General features: G+C 68.8%; 25 protein-coding genes. 22 read left to right on the top strand and 3 right to left on the bottom strand.

Annotated elements, in window-relative coordinates; all coding sequences use genetic code 11:
* Window positions 1-352: 352 nt before the first annotated feature.
* Window positions 353-769: a hypothetical protein gene (locus OG852_RS22140; RefSeq protein WP_103544221.1), complete on the bottom strand. Its 417-nt coding sequence runs from the start codon at window positions 767-769 to the stop codon at window positions 353-355.
* 613 nt (window positions 770-1382) lie between these two features.
* Here OG852_RS22140 and OG852_RS22135 point away from each other — a divergent pair.
* The 13 genes from OG852_RS22135 to OG852_RS22075 all read left to right on the top strand — a co-directional run bounded on the left by OG852_RS22135 (window position 1383) and on the right by OG852_RS22075 (window position 16079).
* Window positions 1383-2786, top strand: coding sequence for a helix-turn-helix domain-containing protein (locus OG852_RS22135; protein WP_166663430.1), 1404 nt, complete (start codon window positions 1383-1385; stop codon window positions 2784-2786).
* 63 nt (window positions 2787-2849) lie between these two features.
* Window positions 2850-3848 (top strand): asparaginase, encoded by a 999-nt coding sequence (locus tag OG852_RS22130; protein ID WP_133910674.1) that lies wholly within the window; start codon window positions 2850-2852, stop codon window positions 3846-3848.
* A 33-nt stretch (window positions 3849-3881) separates the two neighbouring features.
* A complete protein-coding gene (locus OG852_RS22125) occupies window positions 3882-4349 on the top strand; it encodes a PPC domain-containing DNA-binding protein (RefSeq protein WP_133910673.1) in 468 nt (155 codons plus the stop codon).
* 544 nt (window positions 4350-4893) lie between these two features.
* Entirely contained in the window at window positions 4894-6132 is a 1239-nt protein-coding gene (locus tag OG852_RS22120) for a helix-turn-helix domain-containing protein (protein WP_133911247.1), read from the top strand.
* A gap of 109 nt (window positions 6133-6241) precedes the next feature.
* On the top strand, window positions 6242-6682 hold the full coding sequence (locus OG852_RS22115) for a hypothetical protein (protein ID WP_133910672.1): 441 nt from the start codon (window positions 6242-6244) through the stop codon (window positions 6680-6682).
* The gene (locus OG852_RS22110; protein WP_133910671.1) at window positions 6682-6876 is read left to right on the top strand and encodes a hypothetical protein; all 195 of its coding nucleotides are present in this window, start codon (window positions 6682-6684) and stop codon (window positions 6874-6876) included. The genes OG852_RS22115 and OG852_RS22110 overlap by 1 nt, the downstream gene beginning before the upstream one ends.
* A gap of 216 nt (window positions 6877-7092) precedes the next feature.
* Window positions 7093-8097, top strand: coding sequence for a hypothetical protein (locus OG852_RS22105; protein ID WP_133910670.1), 1005 nt, complete (start codon window positions 7093-7095; stop codon window positions 8095-8097).
* Between the two features lie 77 nt (window positions 8098-8174).
* Window positions 8175-9704 (top strand): amino acid permease, encoded by a 1530-nt coding sequence (locus OG852_RS22100; RefSeq protein ID WP_330348758.1) that lies wholly within the window; start codon window positions 8175-8177, stop codon window positions 9702-9704.
* Window positions 9704-11134 (top strand): glutamine synthetase family protein, encoded by a 1431-nt coding sequence (locus OG852_RS22095; protein ID WP_133910668.1) that lies wholly within the window; start codon window positions 9704-9706, stop codon window positions 11132-11134. The genes OG852_RS22100 and OG852_RS22095 overlap by 1 nt, the downstream gene beginning before the upstream one ends.
* A gap of 32 nt (window positions 11135-11166) precedes the next feature.
* Window positions 11167-11664: a LuxR C-terminal-related transcriptional regulator gene (locus tag OG852_RS22090; RefSeq protein ID WP_166663428.1), complete on the top strand. Its 498-nt coding sequence runs from the start codon at window positions 11167-11169 to the stop codon at window positions 11662-11664.
* 133 nt (window positions 11665-11797) lie between these two features.
* Window positions 11798-12682, top strand: a complete 885-nt coding sequence (locus OG852_RS22085) for a phosphotransferase enzyme family protein (protein WP_133910666.1) — start codon at window positions 11798-11800, stop codon at window positions 12680-12682.
* Between the two features lie 178 nt (window positions 12683-12860).
* Complete coding sequence (locus tag OG852_RS22080; protein ID WP_133910665.1) at window positions 12861-13907, top strand: phosphotransferase enzyme family protein; 1047 nt, start codon at window positions 12861-12863, stop codon at window positions 13905-13907.
* Window positions 13908-14108: 201 nt separating this feature from the next.
* Window positions 14109-16079, top strand: coding sequence for an ABC transporter ATP-binding protein (locus tag OG852_RS22075; RefSeq protein WP_133910664.1), 1971 nt, complete (start codon window positions 14109-14111; stop codon window positions 16077-16079).
* 83 nt (window positions 16080-16162) lie between these two features.
* Here the strand turns inward: OG852_RS22075 and OG852_RS22070 are convergent, their stop codons facing one another.
* Entirely contained in the window at window positions 16163-16603 is a 441-nt protein-coding gene (locus OG852_RS22070; protein ID WP_133910663.1) for a pyridoxamine 5'-phosphate oxidase family protein, read from the bottom strand.
* A gap of 696 nt (window positions 16604-17299) precedes the next feature.
* On the opposite strand from OG852_RS22070, the gene OG852_RS22065 reads away from it, so the two are divergent.
* Genes OG852_RS22065 through OG852_RS22055 form a run of 3 tightly spaced genes read left to right on the top strand, consistent with a single transcriptional unit; the run spans window position 17300 to window position 20176 of the window.
* Complete coding sequence (locus OG852_RS22065) at window positions 17300-17833, top strand: hypothetical protein (RefSeq protein WP_133910662.1); 534 nt, start codon at window positions 17300-17302, stop codon at window positions 17831-17833.
* Window positions 17834-17836: 3 nt separating this feature from the next.
* Window positions 17837-18952, top strand: a complete 1116-nt coding sequence (locus OG852_RS22060) for an MAB_1171c family putative transporter (RefSeq protein WP_133910661.1) — start codon at window positions 17837-17839, stop codon at window positions 18950-18952.
* Between the two features lie 27 nt (window positions 18953-18979).
* Window positions 18980-20176 (top strand): amidohydrolase family protein, encoded by a 1197-nt coding sequence (locus tag OG852_RS22055; protein ID WP_133910660.1) that lies wholly within the window; start codon window positions 18980-18982, stop codon window positions 20174-20176.
* A gap of 42 nt (window positions 20177-20218) precedes the next feature.
* On the opposite strand, the gene OG852_RS22050 is transcribed toward OG852_RS22055, so the two are convergent.
* Window positions 20219-21118 carry a helix-turn-helix transcriptional regulator gene (locus tag OG852_RS22050; protein ID WP_133910659.1) on the bottom strand — a complete coding sequence of 300 codons (900 nt, stop codon included), beginning with the start codon at window positions 21116-21118 and terminating at the stop codon, window positions 20219-20221.
* A gap of 413 nt (window positions 21119-21531) precedes the next feature.
* On the opposite strand from OG852_RS22050, the gene OG852_RS22045 reads away from it, so the two are divergent.
* The 6 genes from OG852_RS22045 (at window position 21532) to OG852_RS22020 (ending at window position 25656) form a co-directional block, all read left to right on the top strand.
* Window positions 21532-21852: a transcriptional regulator gene (locus OG852_RS22045; RefSeq protein ID WP_133910658.1), complete on the top strand. Its 321-nt coding sequence runs from the start codon at window positions 21532-21534 to the stop codon at window positions 21850-21852.
* Between the two features lies 1 nt (window position 21853).
* Window positions 21854-22873 carry a hypothetical protein gene (locus tag OG852_RS22040; protein WP_133910657.1) on the top strand — a complete coding sequence of 340 codons (1020 nt, stop codon included), beginning with the start codon at window positions 21854-21856 and terminating at the stop codon, window positions 22871-22873.
* The gene (locus OG852_RS22035) at window positions 22873-23580 is read left to right on the top strand and encodes an ATP-binding protein (RefSeq protein ID WP_133910656.1); all 708 of its coding nucleotides are present in this window, start codon (window positions 22873-22875) and stop codon (window positions 23578-23580) included. The genes OG852_RS22040 and OG852_RS22035 overlap by 1 nt, the downstream gene beginning before the upstream one ends.
* A 117-nt stretch (window positions 23581-23697) precedes the next feature.
* Window positions 23698-24264 (top strand): WhiB family transcriptional regulator, encoded by a 567-nt coding sequence (locus OG852_RS22030; RefSeq protein ID WP_133910655.1) that lies wholly within the window; start codon window positions 23698-23700, stop codon window positions 24262-24264.
* Entirely contained in the window at window positions 24261-25328 is a 1068-nt protein-coding gene (locus OG852_RS22025; protein WP_133910654.1) for a DUF2637 domain-containing protein, read from the top strand. The genes OG852_RS22030 and OG852_RS22025 overlap by 4 nt, the downstream gene beginning before the upstream one ends.
* A gap of 103 nt (window positions 25329-25431) precedes the next feature.
* Window positions 25432-25656, top strand: coding sequence for a hypothetical protein (locus OG852_RS22020; protein ID WP_133910653.1), 225 nt, complete (start codon window positions 25432-25434; stop codon window positions 25654-25656).
* Window positions 25657-25710: the final 54 nt, after the last annotated feature.

The following is a 25710-nucleotide window of genomic DNA, read 5'->3' as shown; positions in this document are numbered from 1 at the left end:
GGCCACGCCATCAACTCACGGTGTTCGACTCCTTGGACGTCCCCAAGGATGACGACGTTCTCACAAACGAGAGCGCCTCTCGGGCGAGCCGCGAGTGGACGAACCCACTCCGCGGCCTGCACTCCCGCATGGAACAGACCAGCTTCCACGGACTCGGGATCGCTGCTTGCGATCTCGTACACCGTCCAGGCCGTCAGACCGTGTCGAAGGGAAGGCGCGAGGTAGGGGCAGTGCGCGGACACACGGTCGATGTAGCCCGTGATGTCCACGGTCCGCGGAGCCGTGGTACGTGCCTCGACCAGGCGGAGCGCCCTGGCACGGGACCAGGACGCTCCGGTCAGAGGGCCGGTCGTCATCCGGCCGCGAGTGCCGAGATCTTCGGTGCGACGTCGCCGCCGTCGCCCGGGATGGGGCTGCAGTCCCACTCCGCCCACACCTCGCCGGTCTCGCGGTAGCGCGCCATGGCCCGCTCGTCGAGCACCCCGTCCGCGCCGGTGAACCACACCTCGGGCAGCGGGCCGAACATCTCCACGTAGGCGTCGACCCAGGAGATCCGGCCGTAGCCGGTGTTCTCCACGTGGTTGATCAGTCGGCCGGCGCTCTGCGCGCAGAACTCCGCGTACTCGGGCTTGCCCAGGAGCTGGTGCCACTCGGCGTCGATGGCGGCCGAGAACATCTCGGGCGCGACCTGGCCGGCGTCGAACTGCCGGACCGAGACCTGGAAGAACTTGCCCAGCTCGGTCCTCTCGGGGGTCTGGACAGCGGTCACGCTGAACTCCTCTCGTCTGGCGGAAGTGGTCTTGGAACGTGTGCCGGGAATCCCTCGGGACTGACTCCCAAGGCCGGTTGGCACCCGCCGTGCAGTTGATCGCGGAGACTCGGCGGGCCCCGCGCGGCTGCGCCGACCGATCTGGTCGGGGGCGCTCGGATGACCGGCATCTCGTGGTGAAGACCCTTCCAGTTCGCACACATCGTGAGCGGACAGGTTGTCCGCAGGTTCCCGGAGCGAGGAGAGTTGACGGATCAGCAGGTTGTGCTAACGGGCGGCGAACCAACTGCGTGGATTCGGAGCGCAGTTGAGGGGTCGGTTCAGGAACCCGAAGAAGGGCTTTCAAGGGACCGGCCACCTTGCTACCGAGCTTCCGCTGCCGTGTTTGGGTGATCGGCCGACGCGGCAAAGTAGTCCTGTGAAAAGTTCGGCAGCTGGGGGATACGCCTGATCACCTAGGGGTGAGACCGGGATGGCTCGCGGGGTGGAACGGCACTGTTCGGTGTGCCGTGCGACGCTCAGCCGATTCAACGTAGGACTGCGGTGTGGGCCCTGCCAGGGGGGTGGTGCAGCACCCCGAGTCGGACGTGAGTTCTGGGTGGAACCCGCAGTCGTGGCAGCGATCCGTGCCTGGGATCTCGGTGTGGTCGTGAGGCTCTTCCGGCAACACACCGGCCTCTCACAGGCATCGGTCGCCCGGCTCGTCAACATCGACCAAGCCGAAGTGAGTCGGCTGGAGCGCGGCCGGAAGAAGATCCGCGACCGTCGCCAGCTCGCACAGTGGAGCGAGGCCCTTGGAGTGCCTGACGGCCTCCTGGGACCGTTACCGGATGCCGACCGGCCGTCGTCGATGGCGGACAGCTCGGGCAACCACCTGACGCTTCCTGACGGACACGGGCAGCTCCTGCTGCCCGCCGGGCGGAACCTGCCGCCTACGGCGCTTCCCACGCTGACAGGGCCAGTCGCCTCCTTACAGGGCGACGCTCTGCTTCTCGCGTCGAGCGGGGAGGCCGAGGCATGGAGTCGGATGCCGCTCAGGGCCCTGCTCGCCGTGCACCACAGCGGAGACGGAACACAGCGGTACTTCGTCACGGACGCGCGCGGGGGCGTCCGTGACGAAGCCGGAAGCCCCTTCGCCATTCCCATGGCCTACGAGTTCGACGACTTCACCTTGGGGATCCTCTGGGCTGCGGCAGGGTTCGACTCCGCCATCCTTGGCGACGACGCGGCGCTTTACGGAGAACTGGGCCTTCCGTCACAGGACTTGCCAGGAGTAGGCCGTCAGTCGGTCACTCTCGACGGCCTCACCGACGGCTCCCAGATGCTCGTCGGCTCGCGGGCATGCGCCCGGTTCATCCTCGACCAGCGCGACCAACTGGCCGGCGATCCGGTCTTCTGGACCCGCGAACAGCGAGGGGAGGAAGCCGCGACCTGGCTGCTCTTCGAGCACAAACACCGCTACCTTGAGCTGATGGCTCCCGCGCGAGCACACGACGGCGTCGGACGAGCCTTCTGCGTTCCCCACCAAGAGGTCGCCGCCTCGCCCATGTACGAGCGCGTGCTGCTGTTCCTCGCGATCGCGCTGATGGAGTCGTACGGCATCACGACCTGGGTGACCGACGAGACGGACCTCCAGCAGACGGAGGGCTTCGCGCTAGTTCCTGGTCACCGGGCCGCCATAGCGACCTGGGTACGCGCTGAATCCGCGCCCCAGACCGCTCTGACTTCCGGGGCGCGATCCCTGCGGGCCTTCGCGGGCATCACGGGCCACGCGCGAGCACATAGCGTCACCATGGGATCGACCTCCGGGGAGCGCTTGGCGGCGACTTCGGACTATCTCGGCCTTGACCGAGAGTGGTTGACCCACCGCTGCGGACAGCTTGCCGCTGTGGGAACCACCGGCCTCGCCCGGCCACGAAGCCGCCACCTCAGCCTTGATGCCTTGGACCGGGCCTGCGCGTACGTGGCGGCCGAGTTGCGGTCCGAGGCCGGTGACCCTGGGGGAGCGACCCGATAGCCTGCACGGAAAGATCTCCGAGGACGAGATCCAACCAGGCTGCGTAGATCGGAAGTTGGGGCGATGGCAGGCGTGACACGAACGGTGGCTGTCTACTCTCTCGGCGGCACCATCGCCATGACCACCGACCCGGCGACCGGGGGAGTCGTGCCGGCTCTCTCCGCCCATGACCTTCTGGCGGCTGTCCCCGGCCTGGATGGCCACGGCATCGACCTGCGCGTGCACGACTTCCGCCGGGTGCCCGGTGCCTCGCTCACCTTCGACGACCTCTCGGAGCTCGGCACCGAGATCGACAAGGTCCTCGACGGCGGCGACGTCGACGGGATCGTGATCACACAGGGCACCGACACCATCGAGGAGACGGCGTTCTTCCTCGACCTCCGTCACGGTCACAACCAGCCGGTCGTCGTTACCGGTGCCATGCGCAACCCCACCATGGCCGGCCCTGACGGACCGGCCAACCTGTACGCGGCCGTCGTCGCGGCAGCCGACCCGCAACTGCGTGGAGCCGGGGTGCTGGTCGTTATGAATGACGAGATCCACGCGGCACGGCATGTCCGTAAGGCGCACACCACCAGCCCTGCCGCCTTCGCGTCACCCGGCGCCGGACCCATCGGCCGGATCGCGGAGGACCGGGTACGGCTGGCTTCCCCGTTGCCCGATCGATTCGTTCCCCTGGCACCGGCCGTCCGTGACCCACGCGTGGGCCTTTACACGGTCAGTCTCGGCGACGACGGGACGCTGCTCGAAGCCTGGTCCGGCCAGTGCGACGGGCTCGTCGTCGCTGCCTTCGGCGTGGGACACGTCCCACAGCGACTCGTCGAGAGCCTCGAACGGCTCGCCGTACGTGTTCCCGTGGTCCTCGCCTCGCGCATCGGCAACGGCCCGGTCCTGACCGGAACATACGGTTTCCCCGGGTCGGAGAAGGACTTGATCAGCCGGGGGCTCATCCCGGCCGGCGACCTCGGCCCGTACCAGGCCCGCCTCCTGCTCCAGGCGTTGCTCGCCCAGGACGTGGCCCGCGAGAGCATCGCTGAGAAGTTCGCTGTTTTCGCGCGCTGATCCCGCACGTCAGCCACGCCCGAGAGGACCCGCATGCGTGCCCATGAACTGACCACCGGCCGGACGTTCGGCGTCACCTTCGACCACGGCGAGGACTTCTTCGACGCGCTCTCCGCGTTCTGCCGTGACCAAGGAGTGCGGCAGGGCTACATTCCCTCGTTCATCGGTGCGTTCGCCGAAGCGGAGATCGTCGGCGCCTGCGAGAAACTCGAAGACCCGGACGCCCCGGTCTGGGCCAGGACGTATGTCACCAACGTCGAAGCCTTCGGTGCTGGGACAATCGCCCACGATCCGGAGATGGGAGGCATCCTGCCGCATATCCACGTCGCCGCCGGGCTGAAGGCACAGTCGGCCGACGGCCGTACCAGCCACCTCCTGAGCGCCAAGGTCCAGTTCCTCAGCGAGCTCTTCGTCGTGGAAGTGATCTCACCGGCCATGACTCGGCCCCGAAACCCCGAGCTGTACGACGTGCCACTGCTCACTTTCGGCCCTCCGGAGTGATGCCCTCGCGGAACGATAAGGCCGTGATCGTGGACTGCGATGAGCACACGCGGATTCGCCGAGGCAGTACTCAGTGCGGAGTCGGCTGCCATGGAGACGCGTGGCGTACCGGCATCCAGTCTCAGCCACTCTCGCCTCCTTCCTCGCACGAGATAGCACGCGTGCCGTACTTCACGAGAGAATGAGGCAACACGCTCAGGTAGTCCCGTCGCGCGAAATGAGTAACCACTGTCCGTAACGGGGTACGCCTTGTTGATCGCAGCAGTCGAAGAGAGGCGCGGACAATCTGTCCGTAAGCAATTGCCCCACAGCCCTTGACGGCCGAGTTGCAAGGGCACTCAAATCTGGACCATTTTCCTCCTCCTTGCCCGTGTTTACGTAAGTTCCTCAAATTGTGCTGGGGGTCTCGGGCGCGATGCCAAGGGACTTCACCCCGTGGGCGCCCCGCTGCCAGCTCCGTTAACACTTGGTGACCAGGGGCGCGAGTTGGGGCGTTTTCCGTACCCTGAGGCGAGTGCTCCATCGCGAAGGGACAGATCCACCGATGAGTGAAAACCTGACGCTGGGAGATCGTCTCCGTACAGCACGCAGGACACGGAAGCTGTCTGCTGCTCAACTGGCACAGAAGGTCGCAGTCTCCCCGAGCTACGTGCAGAAGTTGGAGTCCGGTGCGCGGAAGGCTTCACCGTCGCTGGTGCTGGCACTCGCGAAGGCGCTGCGCTTCGGCCCCGAGGTCCTGACCGGCCAGCCGTACTACGGTGAGCCGGAAGCCGAAGACGGCGTCCACGCCGTCATCCCTGAACTGCGCCGCCTCCTGCTCTGCTACGACAGCCCCGACGACCTGGAGATCGCACCCCGTGCGCTTCCCGTGCTCGCCTCGGAAGTCGACCAGGTGGCGGCCCTGCGCCGTGACGCCCGCTACGCGCCGATGGGCCCCCTGCTGCCGCCGATCATCACCGAGTTGACGCACGTGGCCCTTGGCGGCGGCAACGGCGACCAGAGCAAGGCGTTCTGGCACCTGGCGCGCGCCTATCGTGCCGTGAACTCCCTGGCCCACAAGATGGGTCACCACGACCTGTCGAACACGGCGCTGGAACGCGTCCGTTGGGCGGCAGACCGCTCCGGCGACCCCCTGATGCAGTTCACGGCCGGTTACCTCGTCGCGGGAGCGATGCTCCGCCAGGGCGCGTACTCGCCGGCACGTCGCAAGCTCCTCGCGCTGAGGACCGAGCTGGAGCGGTTCCAACCGGAACGCTCCTTCACGCAGGACGCGCTCGCCGTCGACGGTGCGCTGCTGCTGAAGCTGGCCGTTCTCGAAGCCCGTGAGAACAACTCCGATCGCGCCGACGCGTACCTGCGGGAGGCGGAGCAGGTCGCGGGCATGGCAGGCAACCGCGACTCCCTTGCGTACGAGATGTCGTTCGGCCCGACGAACATCCGCATCCACGAGGTGCACGCGATGATCGACATGGGTGACACCGAGCAGGCTCTCGCCCGCCTCACCGAATGGTCTCCGGTTTCCGGCGGCGAGTGGGCGCCGCCCACTACGACCGTCGGCGAGCGGTCGAGCCACCACTTCATCGACGTGGCCTCCGCGAAGCTCGCTGTGGGCGATCGGGCGGGTGCCTTCGCGGATCTCAAGCGCGCGCGGAAGGTCGCGCCGAACCACACGCGGTTCCACCCGTCCGTTCGCGAGACGACTGCGGCGCTGCTCAGGATGGACGCCCATCCTTCCAACGAGCTGTCCGCGTTCGGCAGTTGGACGGGACTTAGCACAACCTGAGCTTGTGTCAAGGGCCTTGGTGGGAGATCCCCACGGACAGTCTGTCCGCGCACAATAGCTTGCTGAATGGAATGGTCTCCTCACACCCAGTGGTGAGGAGGCCTTTTCCATGTCCGACGACAATCCCGCAGCTCGCGCGGTCCCGCCGCGCTGGATGCCCATCGGCGAGGAGCCGGAGCTGTGCTCGGCCGGCGAGTGGTGGGATGCCGTACGCGCCGTGGAGGCCGTGGGCCGGCGCGCGATCGAGATCCTCGGAGAGGGCGGCGAACCGGTCGGCCCGGTGATCCTGGACCACGAGGGTCCGGAGCCCCGGCTGTACTTCCTGGTTCCGGTAGGCACCGCGGTCCGCTGGGAGGAACCGGGGACCGTTGCGCTGGGACAGAAGTGCCACGTCGTCGTGCCGTCCGCCGAGAGCACGACGCCTCCGGGGATGCACTGGCACGTCTTCCCCCAGGCCCCGCGATCGCTGACCCGGGCCGATGCTCTGCGCCGCGCGCTGAGCCAGGCTCGCAGGGAGCGATGGGGGTCCGCGGAGGAAGCGGCCTCCTGATGGCTCTGAGCATCTCGTTCGTGCTGTTGCTCGGCATCGTCGTGGTCGTTCTGATCCGCAGCAAGGCCGTGAAACCCGGACCCGCGATCGTCTGCGCGCTCTTCGGGTTCTTCCTGTCGAGCACGTCGATGGCCCCGAGCATCAACCGGTTCATGACCAGCATCGCGGACATGATCGGCCAGATTCGCTTCTAGGCAGCCCGACCCGGTGCCCGACTCGGGCACCGCTTCGCCTCCCAGCGGCGGTGCACCACCAACTTCGCGGCCCCACCCCCCAACTCGCCTGAGGCCCCCGATGACATTGACCTTCAACCCAGAGCGCACGACGCCACCTCGCACAGTTCGAACACGGCGGACGAGCGGCCTCGAACTCGCGTTGCGCCACCGTCCCGTTCACGGCGGGGGACTCTGATGCGCCTCGTGTATCACCCCGCCGGCCACGACGACGACCTGGGCGTGGCCCTGGTTGAGCTGCAGGCCGGCCGCTGGAGAACGGCACGGCAACTGCTGCTGGCCACGGCCACGCATTGGGCACTGCGAACGTCACGCACCCAGCTGCTGGCGGTGGCAGCCGCCCGGTCCGATGTGGTGGGCGTGTGGCTCGACGAAGAGCCCGGCAGCTACGACGCGCAGTTGATGGGTGCCCGCGTGGCCGTCGAGCGGGCGCTGCGCGCGCACAGGCAACAGCATCCGCAGACGCTGGAGTTCGAGTTCAGGGCTCGGCGTGACGCGCTGCTGGCGGCGCGTCGCGCGCCGCATGATCCCGTGCCCTGGGTGTGCCTCCTGGCTCTGGCGCAGATCGACACCCGGCAGCTGCGCCAGGAACACCGCGTGGATGCCGGCGAGCCGATGTTGCCCAGCGGTCCGTGGGGGCTGTTGTACGAGGTCAACCGGCGTGACCCGTACAACCGGGAGGCCTACCACCGGGTGCTGCAGTTCATGCTTTCCCTGGAGGGCCCGCCGGGTGCCTCCCTGGCCGCGGTCGTCGACTTCGGTCGGGCCGTCGCCTCGCAGCGGCCCGTCGGATCGGCACTGCTGCTTCTGCCCGCGTACGCGCAGGTCGAGCTCCGACGGCGATCGCGCGTCGATCCGCTGTGGCGGCGACAGTGGGCACAGGAGTCGACGCTCGACTACACGCTGACCGCGTTCCACGACTGGTTCCACAAGACGCACGGCGAGCGGCGCTCAGTGGCTGACCTGAGCCTTCTTGCCTACGCGTTGTGGGCAGGCCACAAGTACCTGGAAGCCGCCGAGGTGTTCGAAGCGATGGGCCCGTACGCGGCCCGCGAGCCGTGGGCGTCGGTGCATGAAGGGGCCGTAGGGCCAGACCCGGGTGAGGCGCTGCTCCTTCGAGCGCGCGCCGAGTCCCTTTCCTACGCCCGTACCCGTAGGCCGCGCGCCGGGCCGCACCCATAACCGGAATCCGTTTCCCACGAAGCCGCATTGGCATGAACCTGCCCATTTTGTTTCTCTCTGAGCTTGGAGACTGACCTGTGTCTCGCTTGAGTCCGAACCACCGTGCGTCGTCCCGGAAGTCCGATGACGCATACCTGCGGGAGCTCGGCTACGAGCCCGTGCTGACCCGGCGCATGGGGCCGTTCGGAAACTTCGCGATCTCTTTCAGCGTCATCAGCGTCCTGTCCGGCTGTATGACCCTGTACGGCTTCGGCCTGAACACCGGCGGCCCGTCGGTGATGCTGTGGGGCTGGCTCGTCGTCGGGGCCATGGTGATGTTCATCGGTGCCGCCCTCGCCGAGGTGACCTCCGCCTATCCGACCTCCGGGGCCCTGTACTACCAGGCGGAGCAGCTCGGTGGCCGGAAGTGGGGCTGGTACACGGGCTGGCTGAACCTGCTGGGCCTGCTCGGGGCGATCGCCGGCATCGACTACGGGGCCGCGCTGTTCACGGGTGCCCTGTTCAACCTGCAGTGGGGGTTCGAGCCGACGCCGGGCAAGATCATGGTGATCTTCCTGTGCATCCTCGCCCTGCACCTCGCCCTGAACCTGTTCGGGGTCCGGCTGGTCAGCATCCTCAACAGCATCAGCGTCTGGTGGCACCTCGGCGGCGTCACGGTGATCGTCGGCGCTCTGGCGATCGTCCCCTCCCACCACCAGTCCTCGGACTTCGTGTTCGGCGAGTTCGTCAACAACACCGGCTGGAGCCCCCTCTACGCGGCGGTGCTCGGTCTGCTGCTGGCCCAGTACACGTTCTGCGGATACGACGCCTCCGCGCACCTGTCGGAGGAGACGACCGACGCCCAGGTGTCCGCGTCCCGCGGGATCATCCACGCGATCGGCTGGTCGTGGCTGGCCGGGTTCGTCCTGCTCGCCGGGCTCACGTTCGCGATCCAGGACTACGCGGGCACCGTGGGCACGGCGACGGGGGTGCCGCCGGCGCAGATCTTCCTGGACGCTCTGGGTGTGGCGGGGGCGAAGGCACTGCTCCTGGTGGTGATCATCGCGCAGTTGTGCTGTGGCAATGCCGAGACCGCCGCGGCCAGCCGGATGGTGTTCGCGTTCTCGCGTGACGGGGCACTGCCGGGCTCGCACCTGTGGCGGCAGGTCGACCGCCGCACCGGCACTCCGCGCATGGCCGTGCTGCTGGCCGTCGTGTGCGCAGCCGTCCTGGCCCTGCCGAGCCTGTACAGCCCCGTCGCGTACGCGGCGATCACCAGCATCAACGTGGTCGGCATCACCCCGGCATACGCGATCCCGATCTACCTGCGCATCAAGAACCGGGACCGCTTCCGACCCGGCCCATGGAACCTCGGCAACTGGGGCGTGGCCGTCGGCACGATCGCCGTTGTCTGGGTGGTGTTCGTGACGGTGCTGTTCTGTCTGCCGCAGACCCGCCCCGCCGACGGCGGCCTGGTGTCCGTGGAGACCTTCAACTACGCGCCGGTCGCCCTGCTCGTCGTCCTCGCGCTGGCATGGGCGTGGTGGCGGAAGCAGGGAAGCTCGTACGAGGTGCCGACCCAGAACTTCGACCGCTCGGCGGCCACGTACGAAGACGAGGTCGTCTGATGACGAGAACCACGAGCGGCAACGGCACCGTGGCACGCCTGACCGCCGCGTCCGTCCCCGAGCAGGGCGGGCGCTCCGAGAAGGCGTTCTCCCTGTCCGACCTGCGGAGCCTCGTCAAGGCGGGCGCCATCGACACGGTGCTGCTCGCCGTCCCCGATCTGCAGGGGAGACTGAAGGGGAAGCGTTACGACGCGGACCACTTCCTCAAGCGCGTCGCGCATCACGGCGCCGAGGTGTGTGCCTACGTCCTGGCCACCGACATCGACATGAGCCCGGCGGACGGCTTCGCTCTCACCTCGTGGGAGACCGGCTACCAGGACCTGTCCGTGCAACCGGCCCTGTCGACTCTGAGCCCGGTGCCGTGGCTGCCGCGCACCGTTGTCGTACTCGGCGATGCCGTCCACCACGACGGAACGCCGATCGACATCGCGCCCCGCCAGATCCTCCACCAGCAGCTGACCCGGCTGTCGCGGCACGGTCTGCACCCCAAGGCGGGGATCGAGACCGAGTTCGTCCTCTACAAGGGCACGTACGAGGACGCGGAACAGGCCAACTATCAGGGCCTACGGCCGCTGACGACGGAGAACCTGGACTACGCCCTCGACCACGACCCCGTGTCCGACCGGTTCCTACGCCGTCTTCAGCGGGCGCTCGCCGGCGCGGGGATGCCCGTGGAAGCGATCAAGACCGAGGCCGGTCCCGGCCAGGTCGAGGTGACCTTCCCGTACGGTGGCGCGCTCACCGCGTGCGACCGGCACCCCCTCTTCAAGCACGCCGTACGCACCCTGGGTCTGCGCGCCGGTCTGGCACCCACGTTCATGGCAGCCCCGGAAACCGGCCGGGCCAACGGCCTGCACCTGCACATCTCGCTGTGGTCGAAGGCCGTCAGCCAACTCAACGAGCCCGGCAGCGAGTACGGACTGTCCCAGATCGGTCAGCACGCCATCGCGGGTCTGCTCGTCGGCCTGCCCGAGTTGGGCCCGTTCTACGCACCCAACGTCAACTCCTACAAGCGGTTCACGCCCGGCTCGTTCGCGCCGACGACGTTCACATGGGGCCGCGACAACCGCACCTGCGCAGTGCGCGTCGTCGGCCGCGGTGAAGGGCTGCACCTGGAGATCCGTGTGCCGGGCGCGGACGCCAACCCGTACCTGGCGCTGTCGGCGGTACTGGCGGCCATCGACCACGGTCTTGAGCGGAAGCTCACCCCCGGTCCCGAAGCGACTGGCAACGCCTATCGCGCAGGTGGGATCCCCGTGCCAGCCGCCCTCGGACCGGCTCTGACCGCCTTCGAGAACAGCGTCTTCGCGCAGAAAGCCTTCGGCGCTGGCGTGGTCGAGCACTATGCCCGTCTCGCCCGCCTGGAACTCGCCCACGACGAACACCTCGTCACCGACACCGAGCGTCAGCGATGGCTGGCTCGCGCCTGACACGCCCCGCCCCGCAGAAAGGCCGCACAACCGTGAGTGCCCGCCCGACCCGCCCGCCCGCGACGCTTCCGCTGACACCCGCACAGCTTCGGATCGCCCAGAAGGTCGCGGAAGGCGAGAACACCCACGCGATCGCCTCCGAGCTGTCCATCACCGTCGGCACGATCAACGTGCAGCTGAAGCACTGCGGACAGAAGCTCGGCGTGAGAGGCCGGGCCGCCGTCGTCCACGCCTGCTTCGTCACCGGGCAACTCCCGCGTCCCGAGACGGCCGCCTTCCCGGAGGCCTTCTCGGAAACGGAGATCGAGACATGGCGGATGGTCGCGATCGGTGCGACGTCACAGGAGTTCGCGGACCGGGCCCGCATCAGCCGTGACAGCGCGCTGGCCCGGGTCAGGGCCCTGCGGGAGCGTGTCAAGGCCGAGAACGACCCGCACCTCGTGACGCTCGGCTGGAGCTGTGAGGTGCTCGACGAGTCCCTGACCGAGATGGCCTCCGGGACCGTCCTCCGCGTTCCCACCCCCAGATGACCAGCTCAGGCCGCATTGTCAGTGCCCCCTGGCAAGCTACCCACCCAAAACAGGACACTGAGCGCATCCGACCTATCACCCATTGTGGCGCGGTCGGAGGACTCGGCGAGCGGAAGGGCACACCGTGACCGACATGCCCAGCGCACTACACCACTTGGTGGAGTCGGTGACCGACACGTACACGGTGGTCGCCGAGCACCCCCGGCCCGGCGACATCCGACCTTCCGTCTGGGAGATCAACGGGCCTGATGGCGACAGGTGGTTCGGGAAGGTCCACGCGGGCCCGAAGCTCCACCACCGCGAGGTGACCGCGTACCAGAAGTGGACCGTGGCTATGGGCGTCGGCCGTGCCCCCGAGCTGGTCGCCGCAGACACGCAGACGCGCACTGTTTTGGTCACCGCCGTGCCCGGACGCGGTCTCGACACGCTGCGTCTGCCGGCCGAGCAGGAACGGGCCGCCTACGAGCAGGCCGGCGAACTGCTCGCCCGCTTCCACACCGTGGCAGCCGACGAGCCGACGCCGGAAGCAACGGAGGAGGCGTGGGACGAGGCAGTCGCCCAACTGCTGGACCGTACGGCGGCGTACGCGCCGGAGCACGACCTCGCGATGGTGCGCACGCTTGCCGAGGAAGCTCCGCCGAGCCTGCCTCAGGTATCCCAGCACGGCGACTACATGCCCAAGAACTGGATGTGGGACGAGACCGAGCAGCGTCTGCGGGTCATCGACTTCGAAAGGGCCGAGTTTCGGTCCGCCGCCTACCGGGACCTGAGCCGGCTGCGCTACCGGATCCTGAGCCACCGCCCCGACCTCAACGCCGCCTTCCACCACGGATACGGCCGCCCCCTCACCACGGAGGAACTTGTCGCATGCCGGGCGTACGGGGCACTGGACGCCCTGGACTCGCTGCACTGGGGGATCAGGCACCGCGACGTCGGCCTGGTCGACGAGGCGCACATCATGCTGGAGAACCTGCGCCTGGAGACCCGCAAGCAGGTGTGGGGCGGGAGGCGTACATGAACGTCTGCGCTCGAACGTCTGCGGCTCCGCACCTGTTCGGCGTTCGTCGCGATGACTTCGAACTGACCGTCACCAGCACCCTCACCCCCTTCGTCGACAGGCAAGTGCCCACGGAGGACTACGCCTTCACCCTCCTCACGGCATGCCGTCCCTCCGCACACGAAGGTCGGTGATCTGTATGGACGAAACAGGCTGGGGCGAGACGTTGACCGCTGACGTGCTGGAAGACCGGTACGGGCTTGTCGCCGACATCGTCGAACCGGTGCACATGGGAACGGACACCATCAACCGGCGAATCCTGACGGACGACGGGCTGCGGCTGTACGTCAAGCAGTACCCGTCGATGGCCGACCTGGACGAGGCGCGCAACGCGTGGGACATGGCGGAATACTGCCGGGCCGCGAAGCTCCCCGTTCCGCGGGTGTGGCCTGACGCCAACGACAATCTGGTCACCATCGCGGGAGGCAGTGCGTGGGCCGTGGTCGACGAGGCTCCCGGTCGGGTGAACCCCTCGGCGATGACGGTCCCCCTCGCCGAGCACATCGGCGTCGTCATGGGACGCATGCACCGTGCGCTCGCCGCGTACCCGCTGCCGAAGCGCGTGCAGCAGACCCGCTGGCGGACCGAGCCCGTCGAGGACGCCGCAGCGAAATGCGACGCCGTGCTGGCCAGAGCCACGAGCCAAGGCCACGACCGTCTCGACCAACTGCGCGTCGACCTCGACCAGCGGCGTGAGGACCTGCGGGCCCACGTCCACCAGTTGCGGGAACATCTGCCCGAGACCCTGGCGGAACAGGCGCTGCACGCGGATCTCAGCCGCACCAACCTGATCACCCTCGCCGATGCCGTCACCGGCGTCATCGACTTCCGCTGCGCTAGCGCGATGCCGACCTGGGAGTTGGGGCGGGCGGCGTTCGACCCGCGCACCGTCGCCACCAGCACCGAGTGGGCCGCTTGCGCCCTGGCGATGGCCAGGGCCTACCGCTCGGAGCACCCCAGCCTCCCGATGCGGGAGGTGCGGGCATGCGCCCGGATCGCGCTGCTGTACATGCTGTTCAGCTTCTACGGCGCCACCACCGCCGAGTACGACCTGCCGGGGGAGGCGGAGGCAGATCTTCAACGGCACTGGCGCGAGCGACAGATCGCCATCCGCCGCCTGCTCAGTGACCTTGAGGGCCTCGAAGACGAGCTCAACGGCCTTGAGGCGAGCGGAGGCACGTCGTGACCATCCAGCACCTTCCGACCGCGCTGAACGAAACGGCTGGCAAGCGACAGCCTCAACCACCAACGGCACACAGGGGGACGTCTTGGCGTATCAAACCGTGATCGGTCCGCACCTGGTACTCATCCGCGAACAGCGTGATCCGCTGGGACTCCTTACGCACTCCCTGGCCGGGCACCGCGTGTCGGCGGAGGGCTGGAGCCGATGACAACCATCCCGAAGCCCACCGCGACAACCGCGCCGACCGGCGAGGCGGAGGTCTCGGACGAGGAACTGAGGTTCGTCATCCCCGGCGACCGCCGTATCGAGGCCGCCAACGCGATCACGACCCGTGCGATGGCCCGACGACTGCCCCAACTGATCCGCCGGTCCCTCGCACTGGGCTGGCAGGTCGACCGCGCTGCGGTCATCGCCCTGCTGGGCGTGCAGCTCCTCTCGGGGGTGCTGGAAGCGTTCGGGCTGATGGCCACCACCGGGGTTATCAAGCCGCTGATCGCCTCGCAGCACATCAGCGGCGATCAGCTCCGCTCCGCCGTACCTTCCCTTGCCGTTCTGTCGGGGGCCATCGGTCTGCGCGCCCTGCTGGGCATCGCCTCCACCGCGCTGTCGGCCCGGCTGGCCCCGCGTATCGCCCGGGAGGCCGAGCTGGAGCTCCTCGACGCGGCGACCAAGGCGGAACTCGCCGCGTACGACAACCCGGGATACAACGACCGCTGGGACGCGGCCGACCGCGGAGTGGAGGTCTCCAGGGACCTCCTCACCGAAGCCCAGTACATCCTCGCCGCATCGGCATCGCTGATCGCCTCGGCGTTTGTCCTGACCGCCGTGCACCCGATCCTTCTGCCTCTGCTCCTCTTGGCGGCCCTGCCGAAGGGCGTGGCCAGCGTGCGGGCGGCGCGCATCAGCTACATCGCCTCGCTCGCCACGACGAAGGACCGGCGGCTGCTGGGCATGCTGCGCTGGTACATGGTCGACAAACAGACCGCCGACCAGGTCCGCTCCGGCACCATGGCGTCGTTCCTGCTCGACAAGTACCGCACGGCCGGGGCGCGGATCGACAGGACCACCGACCAGGCCACCTGGCGCTCGGCCAGGATCTCCCTGCTGGGCGGGGTTGCGGGAGGACTCGCCCACGCGGTGGTGTGGGTGGCCCTAGCGCTACTGGTGTTCGCCGGGCAGATCTCGGTCGCCGCCGTCGGCACCGCGTTCCTCGCACTGGGCCGGGTCAGCGCGGGGCTGGACGGGATCGTCGGCTACGGGGCCCAACTCTTCCGCACCGGAATGTACTTGGACGACTGGGCGGACTTCATCGACGAAGCCGGCGGGCATCGCATCGACCGCGGCTCTCAGACGCCGGCCGCCCCCACCGTCGTACGCGCCGAGAACATCACCTTCCAGTACCCCAGCGCCGACCGGCCCGCCCTCGACGACGTCTCCTTGGAGGTCCGGCGCGGCGAAGTCGTCGCGCTGGTGGGCGAGAACGGCTCCGGCAAGACCACCCTCAGCAAGATCCTTTCGGCTCTGTACCTGCCCGATCAGGGAGCCGTCTCCTGGGACGGAACCGACACTCGGGAGTTGGACGCGCATGCCACCTGGAAGCGTGTCGCCGTCGTACCGCAGTCCTACGCGTGCTGGCCTCTGTCGGCGAGAGAGAACATCACCCTCGGCCAGGCCACCGAGCAAGGGGACACCGCAGTGCTCGCCGCGGCGCAAGCCGCAGGCGCCGACGAGGTCATCGACGGGTTGCGCAGCGGGCTGAACACCCTGCTGGCCAAGGAGTGGTGGGGTGGGCAGGAACTGTCCGGCGGACAGTGGCAGAGGATCGCGCTCGCCCGCGCCTTCCATCGGCCGGCCGGGCTGCTCGTCCTGGACGAACCGACCGCGGCCCTCGACCCAAGGGCCGAGCACCGCATCTTCACCGGGCTGCGCCGGCTCGCCGCCGACCGCGCCGTCGTCCTGGTCACGCACAGGCTCACCAACGTGACCATCGCCGACCGCATCGTCGTTTTGGACAAAGGCCGGGTTATCCAGCACGGCACCCCCGAGGAGCTGCTCGCTCAACAGGACGGCTTGTTCCGTGAACTGTGGGATCTGCAGAACGAGCGCACAGGGCGCGTACCAGCCCCGACCAACTCCGACGAGAACGCCTCACCGAACCAGGCCGCCCTATTCTGAACGGTTCGTTGGTCACGACCTGGACGGGTCTCTGCCCAACCTCCGAGGAGGCCAGATCGTCCTACCGCTGGTCCATGGCGCCGTCAGGCCGCAACGTTTGTCGTCGTGGGCTTCGCCGCACCGACCTGGCCCATGGCCCGGTCGATCGTGATCTCGATGACCACGCGCTCCGGATCCGGAGTCGGCGTCCGTCCGTACCGCTCCCCGTAGCGCGCCACAGCGTCCTCCACGGCGACTGGGTGGGTGCGAACTTCGGCTGTGCCTTCCAGCGTCGCCCAGCGCCCTCCGTCCACTTGGCAGACGGCTACGCGTGCCTGGCCGGGAGGCGCCGCCAGAACGTTGGCGACTTTCCTGCTCGATTTGCGGGTGATAACCCGAGCGATACCGGCGTCGGCGTCCACGGTGACCCCAACCGGCACGACATGCGGGCGGCCGTCCGGACGGAGTGTCGTCAGAGTGCACAGATGGTACTCACTCCAGAACTCCAGGTAGTCGTCGCCTTGGCTGTGTATCTCGCTGCGCATGGCCTGAAGCGTAATGGCGAATCACGCGTCGACTGGCTGAAAGTGGTCATGGCCACAGCTCTGGTCCGTCGCGCGAGCTGGGGATTTCGGTGCTTTATGAGGCTAGTTGCACGATTTGTGAACTGTGAAAAAATCTCGGATTGATAACGAAGCGGGCGCCCCCTGGCCTGTTTGGCGTGGACGCGTCGCTTACGTGAATTGCCAGCTCAAAAGCATGATCTACAGTCACGTGCGTTAATTTGGTGTGATTTGTTGGGTCGTTGTTGGTGCGGCTTCATGGGTCGCTTTCGGCCAGGTCCTCGTGTGGGCTTCGCGTAGCCTCCGATGCAGTTCCCAAAGCCCGCCGCAGGTGCTTTGCGATCTGTCACCGATCGTTCACGCCAGCGACGTTCGGTAGCAGGTGGGTCTGGGGGGCGCGTACCCGTGTGGACCACGGACCGGGGCGTTCGCGGCACGACGAACTGCTCTCGATGCCCGTGATCACTTCGGTTGCGTCGGTGTGGCGGGGACTGGACATCGTCGAAACGGGCGCGGCCGTCGCTCGGCTCTGTCTCGGAGCCATCCACGGCTGGTACGGAGGGATCACCGATGTGGCCTGGAAGAAGAGACCGCGATGCGGCTCAGCCCAAGTTGCCCGCGCTGGGCGGAGCGAGCCGCCGGCGGCTGGGGCGGTGGCGCACGGCTCAGAAGCGAACGGTGGAGCGAGACCTGCACCGCCGACTACGGAGCGAGCTACAGAGCCTCGGTATCCAGCCGCCGCTGGACGTGAAGGAACTCTGTCGGGCACTCGGCGAGAGGCGTGGACGCCCGATCGTCCTGCGGCCCTTCCCGCTGGAGAAACCCGGACCGTCGGGGCTGTGGGTCGACACACCACAGATGGACGTGGTCCTCTACCAGCAGGAAACGACTCCTCTGCATCAGGACCACATCATCCTGCACGAGGTGTTCCACATCATCGTGGCCGAGGAAGAGCCGGTCGAGGAGGAGCAGGAAGCTCCGGACGACTTCGTCGAAGGCTGGGCCACGATGATCCCGGTGCTTGATCCCGCCCTGATCCGGCGTGTGGCCCGCCGGTGCTCGTACGACGACGGGGAAGAGTGCGCCGTCGAACTCGCGGCCACGATCATCCTGGAGTGGTCGTCGGTGCTCGACCACGTCACCCCGCTCTCCGAGGACCCCTCGGTCCGACGGGTTCAGGCGGCGCTGGGTGACCGGCGAGGGTGGCTCTGACCCGTGACCGAAGTGATCCTCCTGGGCCTCGCGGTCGCGGTCGTCTGGAAGCTGTACCAGTGGTCCCGAGCGCCTCATGACGCGCCGCTTCGTTCCGTCACGTTGTGCCTGCTGAGCGCCGCGCTGTCGTATCCGCTGGCCATGCCTGGCGGCGCCTCGGGCGTCGACACCGTGGCCGGGCACGGCACCGCGAAGCTGGTGCAGAACGTGCTGCTCCTGCTGACGGTCTACTTCCTGATGTGCTTCTACCTGTACTCGGCCGACGGGCAGGCCGGTCGGCTCCGTGCCAGGCGGGAAGCACTCCTCGTCGCGGCCGTGGCATTGGCGATCACGGTCGCCGCGCTGTCGGTCCCGCACGACGTGTTCGCCGGTTCCTTCAGCACGGCGGACATGACGATTCCCCAGATCGCCTTCTTCTACGGCGGCGCCGGCCTGTACCTCATGTACGCCCTCGGCGCCGCCGGTCGCTGGACCCGACGCTATGCCCGAATGTCACGGCGACCGCACGCCACGGGCCTGTGGATGGCCGCCGTCGGCCTCAGCGCGATGGCGGTGGCCTGCGCGGTCCGAGCGGTCTTCGTCGCCATCCGGTGGAGCGGCGGGACCGTGCCACAGCCGCTCATGGCAGGTGTCGCGTTCCTGCTCGTGGTGTCCATCCTGCTCTTCTTCGTGGGCGTCACCTACCCGGGGGCCCGCGCGAGGGTCACGTCGGCGCGGCTCTGGCTGCGGCGTCGCCGTGACCACCGTCGGCTGGCTCCGCTGTGGCAGCTGCTCGCCGAGGCGTACCCCGAGAACGTGCTGCGGCCCGCTTCGTCCGGGCTGTGGGACCGGTGGCGGGCGCGCGGTGTGCACCGTCGCTACCACCGACGGATAGTGGAGTGCCGTGACGGACTGGTCGATGTCAGCCCACACCTGGTCGACGCGTCGGAGGACATCGAAGTGCTCGCTCTCCCTCCGGCCGTGTTGGCGGACCGCCTTCGGCGCGCTGTGGACACGATGGGGAAGGGCACGCTCGTCCCCCGTCCGGCGGTACGGCTGGCAGTGCCCGAGGAGGACAACCGAGAAGCGGACGTTCGTCAGCTGATAGCCGTGTCGGACGCGCTGCGCCTGTCTGCCTGACCGCACCGAAGATCAAGGAGGGACCAGATGCTGATCACCGCAGGACGGGTTCTTGTCAGCTCCGGGAAGTACCTGGATGACGGCGCCATCCTCGTCGAGGGAGACTCGATCACGGCGGTGGGACCACGCGCGCAGCTTGCGGAGCGGGTCGGCACGGACGTGGCGCGGCTCGCGTTCCCCACGGGAACGATCGTGCCCGGTCTCATCGACGCCCACGTCCACCTCGCGTTCGACGGAGGCGCGGACCCCGTGGCCGTGCTCCAGGCGTCCAGCGACGAGACCCTGCTGAGTGACATGCGGCTTCGCGCGGAGCAGCTCCTGCGCAGCGGTGTGACGACGGTCCGTGACCTGGGCGACCGTGACGGCCTTGCCCTGCGCTTGGACGAGGAGATCGCCCGTGGCGGCAGGCCGGGCCCGCGGATCGTGTCCGCGGGTACGCCCGCGACGCCTCCCGGCGGGCACTGCCACTTCCTCGGAGGTGAGGTTTCCGGTGTGGCTGAGGTCCGTGACCTCGTGCGGTACAACATCTCGGCGGGCGCCGGGGTGATCAAGGCGATGGTTACCGGAGGCGGTCTGACCAAGGACGGGCCGAAGAGCTGGCAGAGCCAGTTCACCCTGGAGGAACTCCAGGCCCTGGTGGACGAGGCCCATCAGACCGGAGTGCCGGTGGCAGCCCACGCTCACGGTACGGACGGCATCGTCGCCGCCGTGGCAGCAGGCGTCGACACGATCGAGCACTGCACGTGGATGACGAACGACGGCTTCGACCTTCGCCAGGACGTCCTGAAGCAGATCATCGACCGGGGCATCGCCGTCTGCCCTGCCGTCAGCCCTCACTGGCAGATGCTCCCCCGCTTCTTCGGCGAGGAACGGGCGGCTGCCATGTTCGACCTCGTACGGCAGATGGCGGAGGCCGGCGCAAAGCTCATCGCCGGAACCGACGCCGGGGTCCAGCGCACGGGGTTCGACGGACTGGTGCCCGCCCTGTCGTTCTACGCGCACCTGGGCCTGCCGAACAGCAAGATCCTCGATATGGCGACCGCCGACGCGGCTGGTGCGCTGGGGCTGGGCGACACGACGGGGCGAATCGCTCCCGGGTTCCGGGCGGACCTGCTGGTGGTCGACGGAGATCCCCTTGAGGACCTCACCGCGTTGCAGGCGGTCCGGACGGTGGTGGCAGCAGGGCAGCGGCACGAGCCGCGCGAGACGACCGCACAGCCGTAGGTGACAGCACGTCCGGGGCTCTTCGGAGTCCCGGACAGGGTGCTACTCGTTCGCCTCCGGTTCTCTCTGCTCCAGCTCCGTGACCAGGTCGTTGACGAATTCCATGACGTTCGCCGGCAATCCCTGGGAGCCCGTCCCCCGACCCCTGACCCGGCCCACGGCCCCGCTCCTTGACGCTGACAGGAGCCGGAGGCCCTCGTAGACCTGACGGGCCACGGCATCGTCCGGCTGGAAGTACATCGGGGACACACCGAAGAAGGCGGCCAGGCCCTCAAGAACGACGGGCGAAGCCGTTTCCGCGACACCGGTCCGGAGATCCCGGACGCCCTCCCCGGTGATGACCTTCGACCCGGCATGAGCATTGACGGCGTCGGCGATCTCCGGGTCCGTCGGCGGCCCCTGCTGCCCGGGGTACGAGCGCTCCAGGATCAGAGTGATCTTCTCGCCCAGTGTGCCGGGTGGCCCCGAGGAGACCGGGACGGTGCCGCCATCCTCGGCGGACTGGCCGGCTTGTGTCTCCTGGGTCTTGGCGATCGACCGGTCCTCTGCCCGCCGCAGCTCCTCCTCGCTCACCCGGTACGCCGCCGCCAGGGCCGGGACGTACTTGTCCTTGAGCCGCCGCTCCCCGCGTTCGGCTCCCGCCACCGGACCGGCGCTCTTGGTTCCGATCAGAGTTGCCGTTTCGTACTGGTAGTAGCCGGCATCGCACCGCAGGTCCGTCAGATCAGGCAGTCCGGTACGCGGAAAGAGGCCGTCCAGCCCCCGGTTGAGGACACGGGCCAGCGCGGGCAGCTTCTCCGCGTCGGGGACCGCGTCCCCGGATTCCCAGCCGGCGACCGTCGAGTCGGCCACGCCGAGGGCCGCGGCCACCTCGGCCTGCGAGATCTCGGCAGCTCGCCGCACCGTGCGCACACGATGTCGGTCGAAGTGGCGAGCAGACATCTCAACCTCGTTTTTCGTCAAACCGAAGGAACGTCGATGCGTTGACTTTTTCGTTGAGTCGGAATAGCTTCAGCCTAGCGAAAGACGGGGTGCTCCGCACCCCTGCTCGATCTTCGACTTCGGCCTCTCTGTGGCGCCTCTAGATAGGGCTGGATCTTGGCGCGACCTGCGCATATGTTCGTCGTCGCTCGCCGGGCAGCCCGCCTGGGGGGCGACGGCAAGAAGGAGGCACGTATACGAGACGGGCAGACCGACCGGGCAGGGTAAGCCCGGAAAACTGCACCGGCGCCCGGGAGCTACCAACTCCTGGACGCCGGGCTGGCACCCCGAAGGCGCCGATTCACATCTCGCGGGCAGCGGGGCTTTTGCACGAGAACCGCCGCACCGCACTCCTACGAACAACGGAGTATCACATGCTCGCCATGCCGAGCGAAACCCCGGCATGCCCGGACACGGCCCGCCAGCACCGCCTCGCGGCCCAGCTCGCCGACATGATCCCCGGGGTGGCCACCATCCGCGTCAGCCTCACCGACCCCGCGCAGACGTGGCCCCACCCGCACACCGTCGCTAAGGACGCGGGTGGGGCAACGGTCGAGCTGAGCCGGACGACCGCCAGGGTCGCGGCACGCTGGATCATGCGGGTCTGGCCGGACGTGAACTGGGCCCGCCCTCACACCCTCGACCTCACCACCGCGACCCTCACCCGCAGCGATCTCGTCGGTCGAGGCCGCTGACATGGCACGGATCCGGACCATCAAGCCGGAGGCGTTCTTCTCCGAGTCGCTCGCCGAGGTGAGTGTCGAGGCGGAGCGGACGTTCTTCGGCCTCCTCACCCAGGCCGACGACCACGGCCGCCATCGCGACAACGCCGCGATCATCGCGGGGCTGCTCTGGCCCCTGCGGGCCGAGCACACGTCGGTCCACGTCGAGGACGACCTCCAGCAACTCGCCAACGCCGGCCTGCTCTGCCGGTACACCGGCTGCGACGGCCGCCGCTACCTCCATGTCGTGACCTGGTCCGAGCACCAGAAGATCGACAAGGCCAGCCAGTCCCGACTGCCCTCCTGCCCGCAGCACCACGCGGCAGCCCGGTGCGGTCCTTGCAAGGGGACCTGCACCCGGCACTCCGAAGCGTCGCCCACCCCTACCCGAGGACTCGGCGAGACTTCGCAGAACACTCCCCGAACCCTCGATCCGTCCGCGCAGCCCGCCCCGCCGCCTCCCATCCCCCCGAGCGGGGCCCCGGCCGCACGGCAGGACCCCTTGGTCGGCCTCGACGGCACCCCTGATCTCAGTGACGAGAAAGCCGCAGGTCGGGAGGCATTCGCCGAGGGCTTCCCGAAGCCTCCCCGAAGCGTCGGAGAGGGCTCGGCGCCTGGATCCAGGATCTTGGATCCTGGATCTTCATTCCCTACGGGGCGCACAGCGCCCGCCACCACCGTCTCGGTCAACGACCTGATCGGCGAGTACGTCGCCGCGTGCGACGAGCGTCCGCCCAGCGACGTGATCGGACACCTCGGCCGCATCGCCAAGAAACTCCTCGGCGAGGCGATCGCCCCGGAGCACGTCCGCGCCGGACTGAAGCGCTTCGCGGAGATCCAGGGCCACCCCAGCCGCCTGCCGAGCCTGGTCAACGACGCCATGAACGCACGGGCGGCCGGTTTGGCGCGGCCGGGAAACCGGCCTAACGTGCCCGCTCACCAGGCGTGGACCAACCCGGTCGACGCTGCCGCCGCCTACGCCGAGGAGCTGTGATGCGCACCCGTACCCGCGACCCGCAGACGCTCGGCGGCGCAGGCACCCTGGACCGGATGGCCCGGATCCTGGCCGCCCGCAACATCGACCCGGCAGCCGTCGCCGCCCTGGTCGACGAGCCCGAGTCCTTCTCCCCGCTGGACGCTCTGCTGGCCGCGATGCCCCCGCGCTACCAGGGCGCGGTCGCCGACCATCCGCAGGTCCTGGACTGGGTCCGGGACGTCGCCCAGCAGGCCGTCGCGCCCAGCATGGGAGCCCGGCGGCAGGTCGCCACCGGCCCGAGTCTGCTGATGGCCGGGGTGGTCGGCGCGGGCAAGACCCACCAGGCGTACGGGGCGGTCCGACAGCTGGTGCGGACCGGGGTGGGCGTGCGGTGGCGCGCGACCACGGCCGCCGACCTGTACGCCGACCTGCGCCCTCGCCCCGGGGCGGACAGCGAGCGGGAGCTGGCGGCCGTCAGCCGGTGCCCGCTGCTGATCATCGACGACCTCGGCGCGGCCAAGGCGTCCGAGTGGGTCGAGGAAGTGACGTACCGGCTGATCAACCGCCGGTACAACCACATGCTCCCGACGCTGATCACCACCAACCTGGCGATCAAGGACCTCCGGGCCTACCTCGGCGACCGCGTCACCTCCCGACTTGCGCAGATGACCACCCGGGTCGAGTTCGAGCCGGTCGACCGCAGACGCCACCGTCCCGCCGCCTGACCCACCGCCGACCGTACCGCCGGGCCGCGCCTCCAGCGCGCCGCCCCATGCACCTCCCGACCCAGCGCACCCCTCCGCCGACGCCCCTGCGCGCGGAGAGCGATCGGAGCAACCCGCATGACCACCACGACGATCAGCCCTGCCCGCCACCGGTCGCTCGGTGACCACACCTGGCAGGACCAGGCCGTCTGCCAGAGCACCGAGTACAACCCGGTGGACCCCGACACGTTCTTCCCCGAGCCCGACGAGACCGCCAAGATCGCTGCGGCGAAGTCGCTGTGCGGCCAGTGCCCGGTCCGCCGCACCTGCCTGGACGCCGCCCTGGAAGGCGGCGACACCCACGGCATACGGGGCGGGATGACCGAGGAGGAGCGCGAGCCGCTGCACGAGAACCTCGCCGGCCGCCTCGACTACAGCCGGGTCAACGCCACCGTCGCCGGGCGCGACGTCCACCTCACCAGGGCCGAGCGCCGCGCGGTCGTCCGTGCCGCCTACCGCCACGGCCTCACCGAACAGCGCCTGGCCTGGCTCCTGAAGATCAGCGAGGAGCACGCCCAGAAGCTCTACCGCGAAACCCGCCGAGCCCTGCGCAACCGAGACCTGGAGCAGACCACGCAGAACACCCCACCCCCTGAGACCGACGGCAAGCAGCTGGGCCGCGACGACTTCGGGACGGCGGCGTGACCATCGCGAGCGCGCCGAGCACGGCGCATGTCACCGGGTGGGACCGCGCGGTCGTCATCGCCCTCGGTGGTGCGGGATGCGCCCTGTCGTACGACGCCCTGCAGCAGATGGCCGTCGCCATCCACGTCCGGGGTCTGCTGACCTACCTCTTCCCTCTGGTGATCGACGGGTTCATCGCGTACGGCATCCGCGCTCTGCTGGTCCTGCGCGACGCACCGCTGCGCGCCCGGCTCTACGTCTGGACGCTCTTCGGCACGGCCACCGCCGCCAGCATCTGGGCCAACGCGTTGCACGCGGTCAGGCTGAACGAAGAGAACACATCGGCCACCGGGCTGCGGCTCGGAGACACGGTGGTCGCGGTGCTGTCCACCATCGCCCCGCTGGCCCTGGCCGGAGCGGTGCACCTGTACATCCTCATCGCCCGGGGGGCGGTCAAGGCCAGCGACCGAAGTGACCGCGATGACCTCGCTCAGGCCGGTCACCCCGGTCAGCCCGAGCGTCTCCCGGTCACTCGGACTGACCGGGCCGGCCGCCAGCAGCCGCCGCCCGGTCAGGTCAGCGCCGGACAGCCGGCCACCGCCCTGACCGACCGGCCCCGTCCGTCCCTGGACAAGCAGACCCCGGCTGCCCCGACACTGGCCGGGGACAGTGCCCCGGCGGACAGCGGCAGCCCGGTCAGCAGCCAGCGTGACAAGGAGCCCAAGGCTGCTGACCTGGGTGGACAGTCGGACACTACCCCGGCGGTCAGTGACCGACAGACCGTCACCGAGCCGGTCAACGGTCACCCGGACAACCTCCCGTCGGTGACTGACCGGCCGGTCACTCCGCCACCGGTCACTGACGGCACATCCCGAGCAACCGGTGGTCGGCGACCTGACCCGGACACCGAGGAACTGCTGGAGATCGCCCGGTCAGCGGTCAGGGCCGAGGACAAACTGACCCGCAAGGTGGTCGCCCAGGCGATCCGCGGTCAGCAGATCCCGCTCTCCAGCGACACGCTGACCGCCCTGATGGTCCAACTGCGTCAGCAGCACGGCCAGTCGGTCACCACCCCCCGGAACTGACCGCACACCCCATGGGGCGGTGACCGAGCCGGACACCTCGGCCGGTCACCCGCCCCGGACAGCCCGTCCCACGACGTCCTCCCGTGAACCGGAGAGCATCGCCATGCGCACGAAACCCGCGACACCCGCCGAGGTGGACACCTGGCTGACTGTCCTGCACCAGCGCGGCCACCTCCACCGCGCCGAATCCGGTCCCGACAACACCTGGACCGTGCAACGGTGCCGACACAGCCGCCCCTGGACCCTGCACCACCCGGTCCTGGCCATGGACTGGATCGAGGACGTCGTCCGCGACATCCACCAGCAGGACGCGGAGACTGGCCGGTGACCGCCAACGACCCGGCGGCCACCACGTCCGGACCGCAGCGTGACCCTAACTCGG

It is taken from the genome of Streptomyces sp. NBC_00582 (assembly GCF_036345155.1).
Classification (GTDB): domain Bacteria; phylum Actinomycetota; class Actinomycetes; order Streptomycetales; family Streptomycetaceae; genus Streptomyces.
The sequence above is the reverse complement of the archived record's forward strand: the minus strand, read 5'-3'. Positions and strand labels throughout refer to the sequence as shown.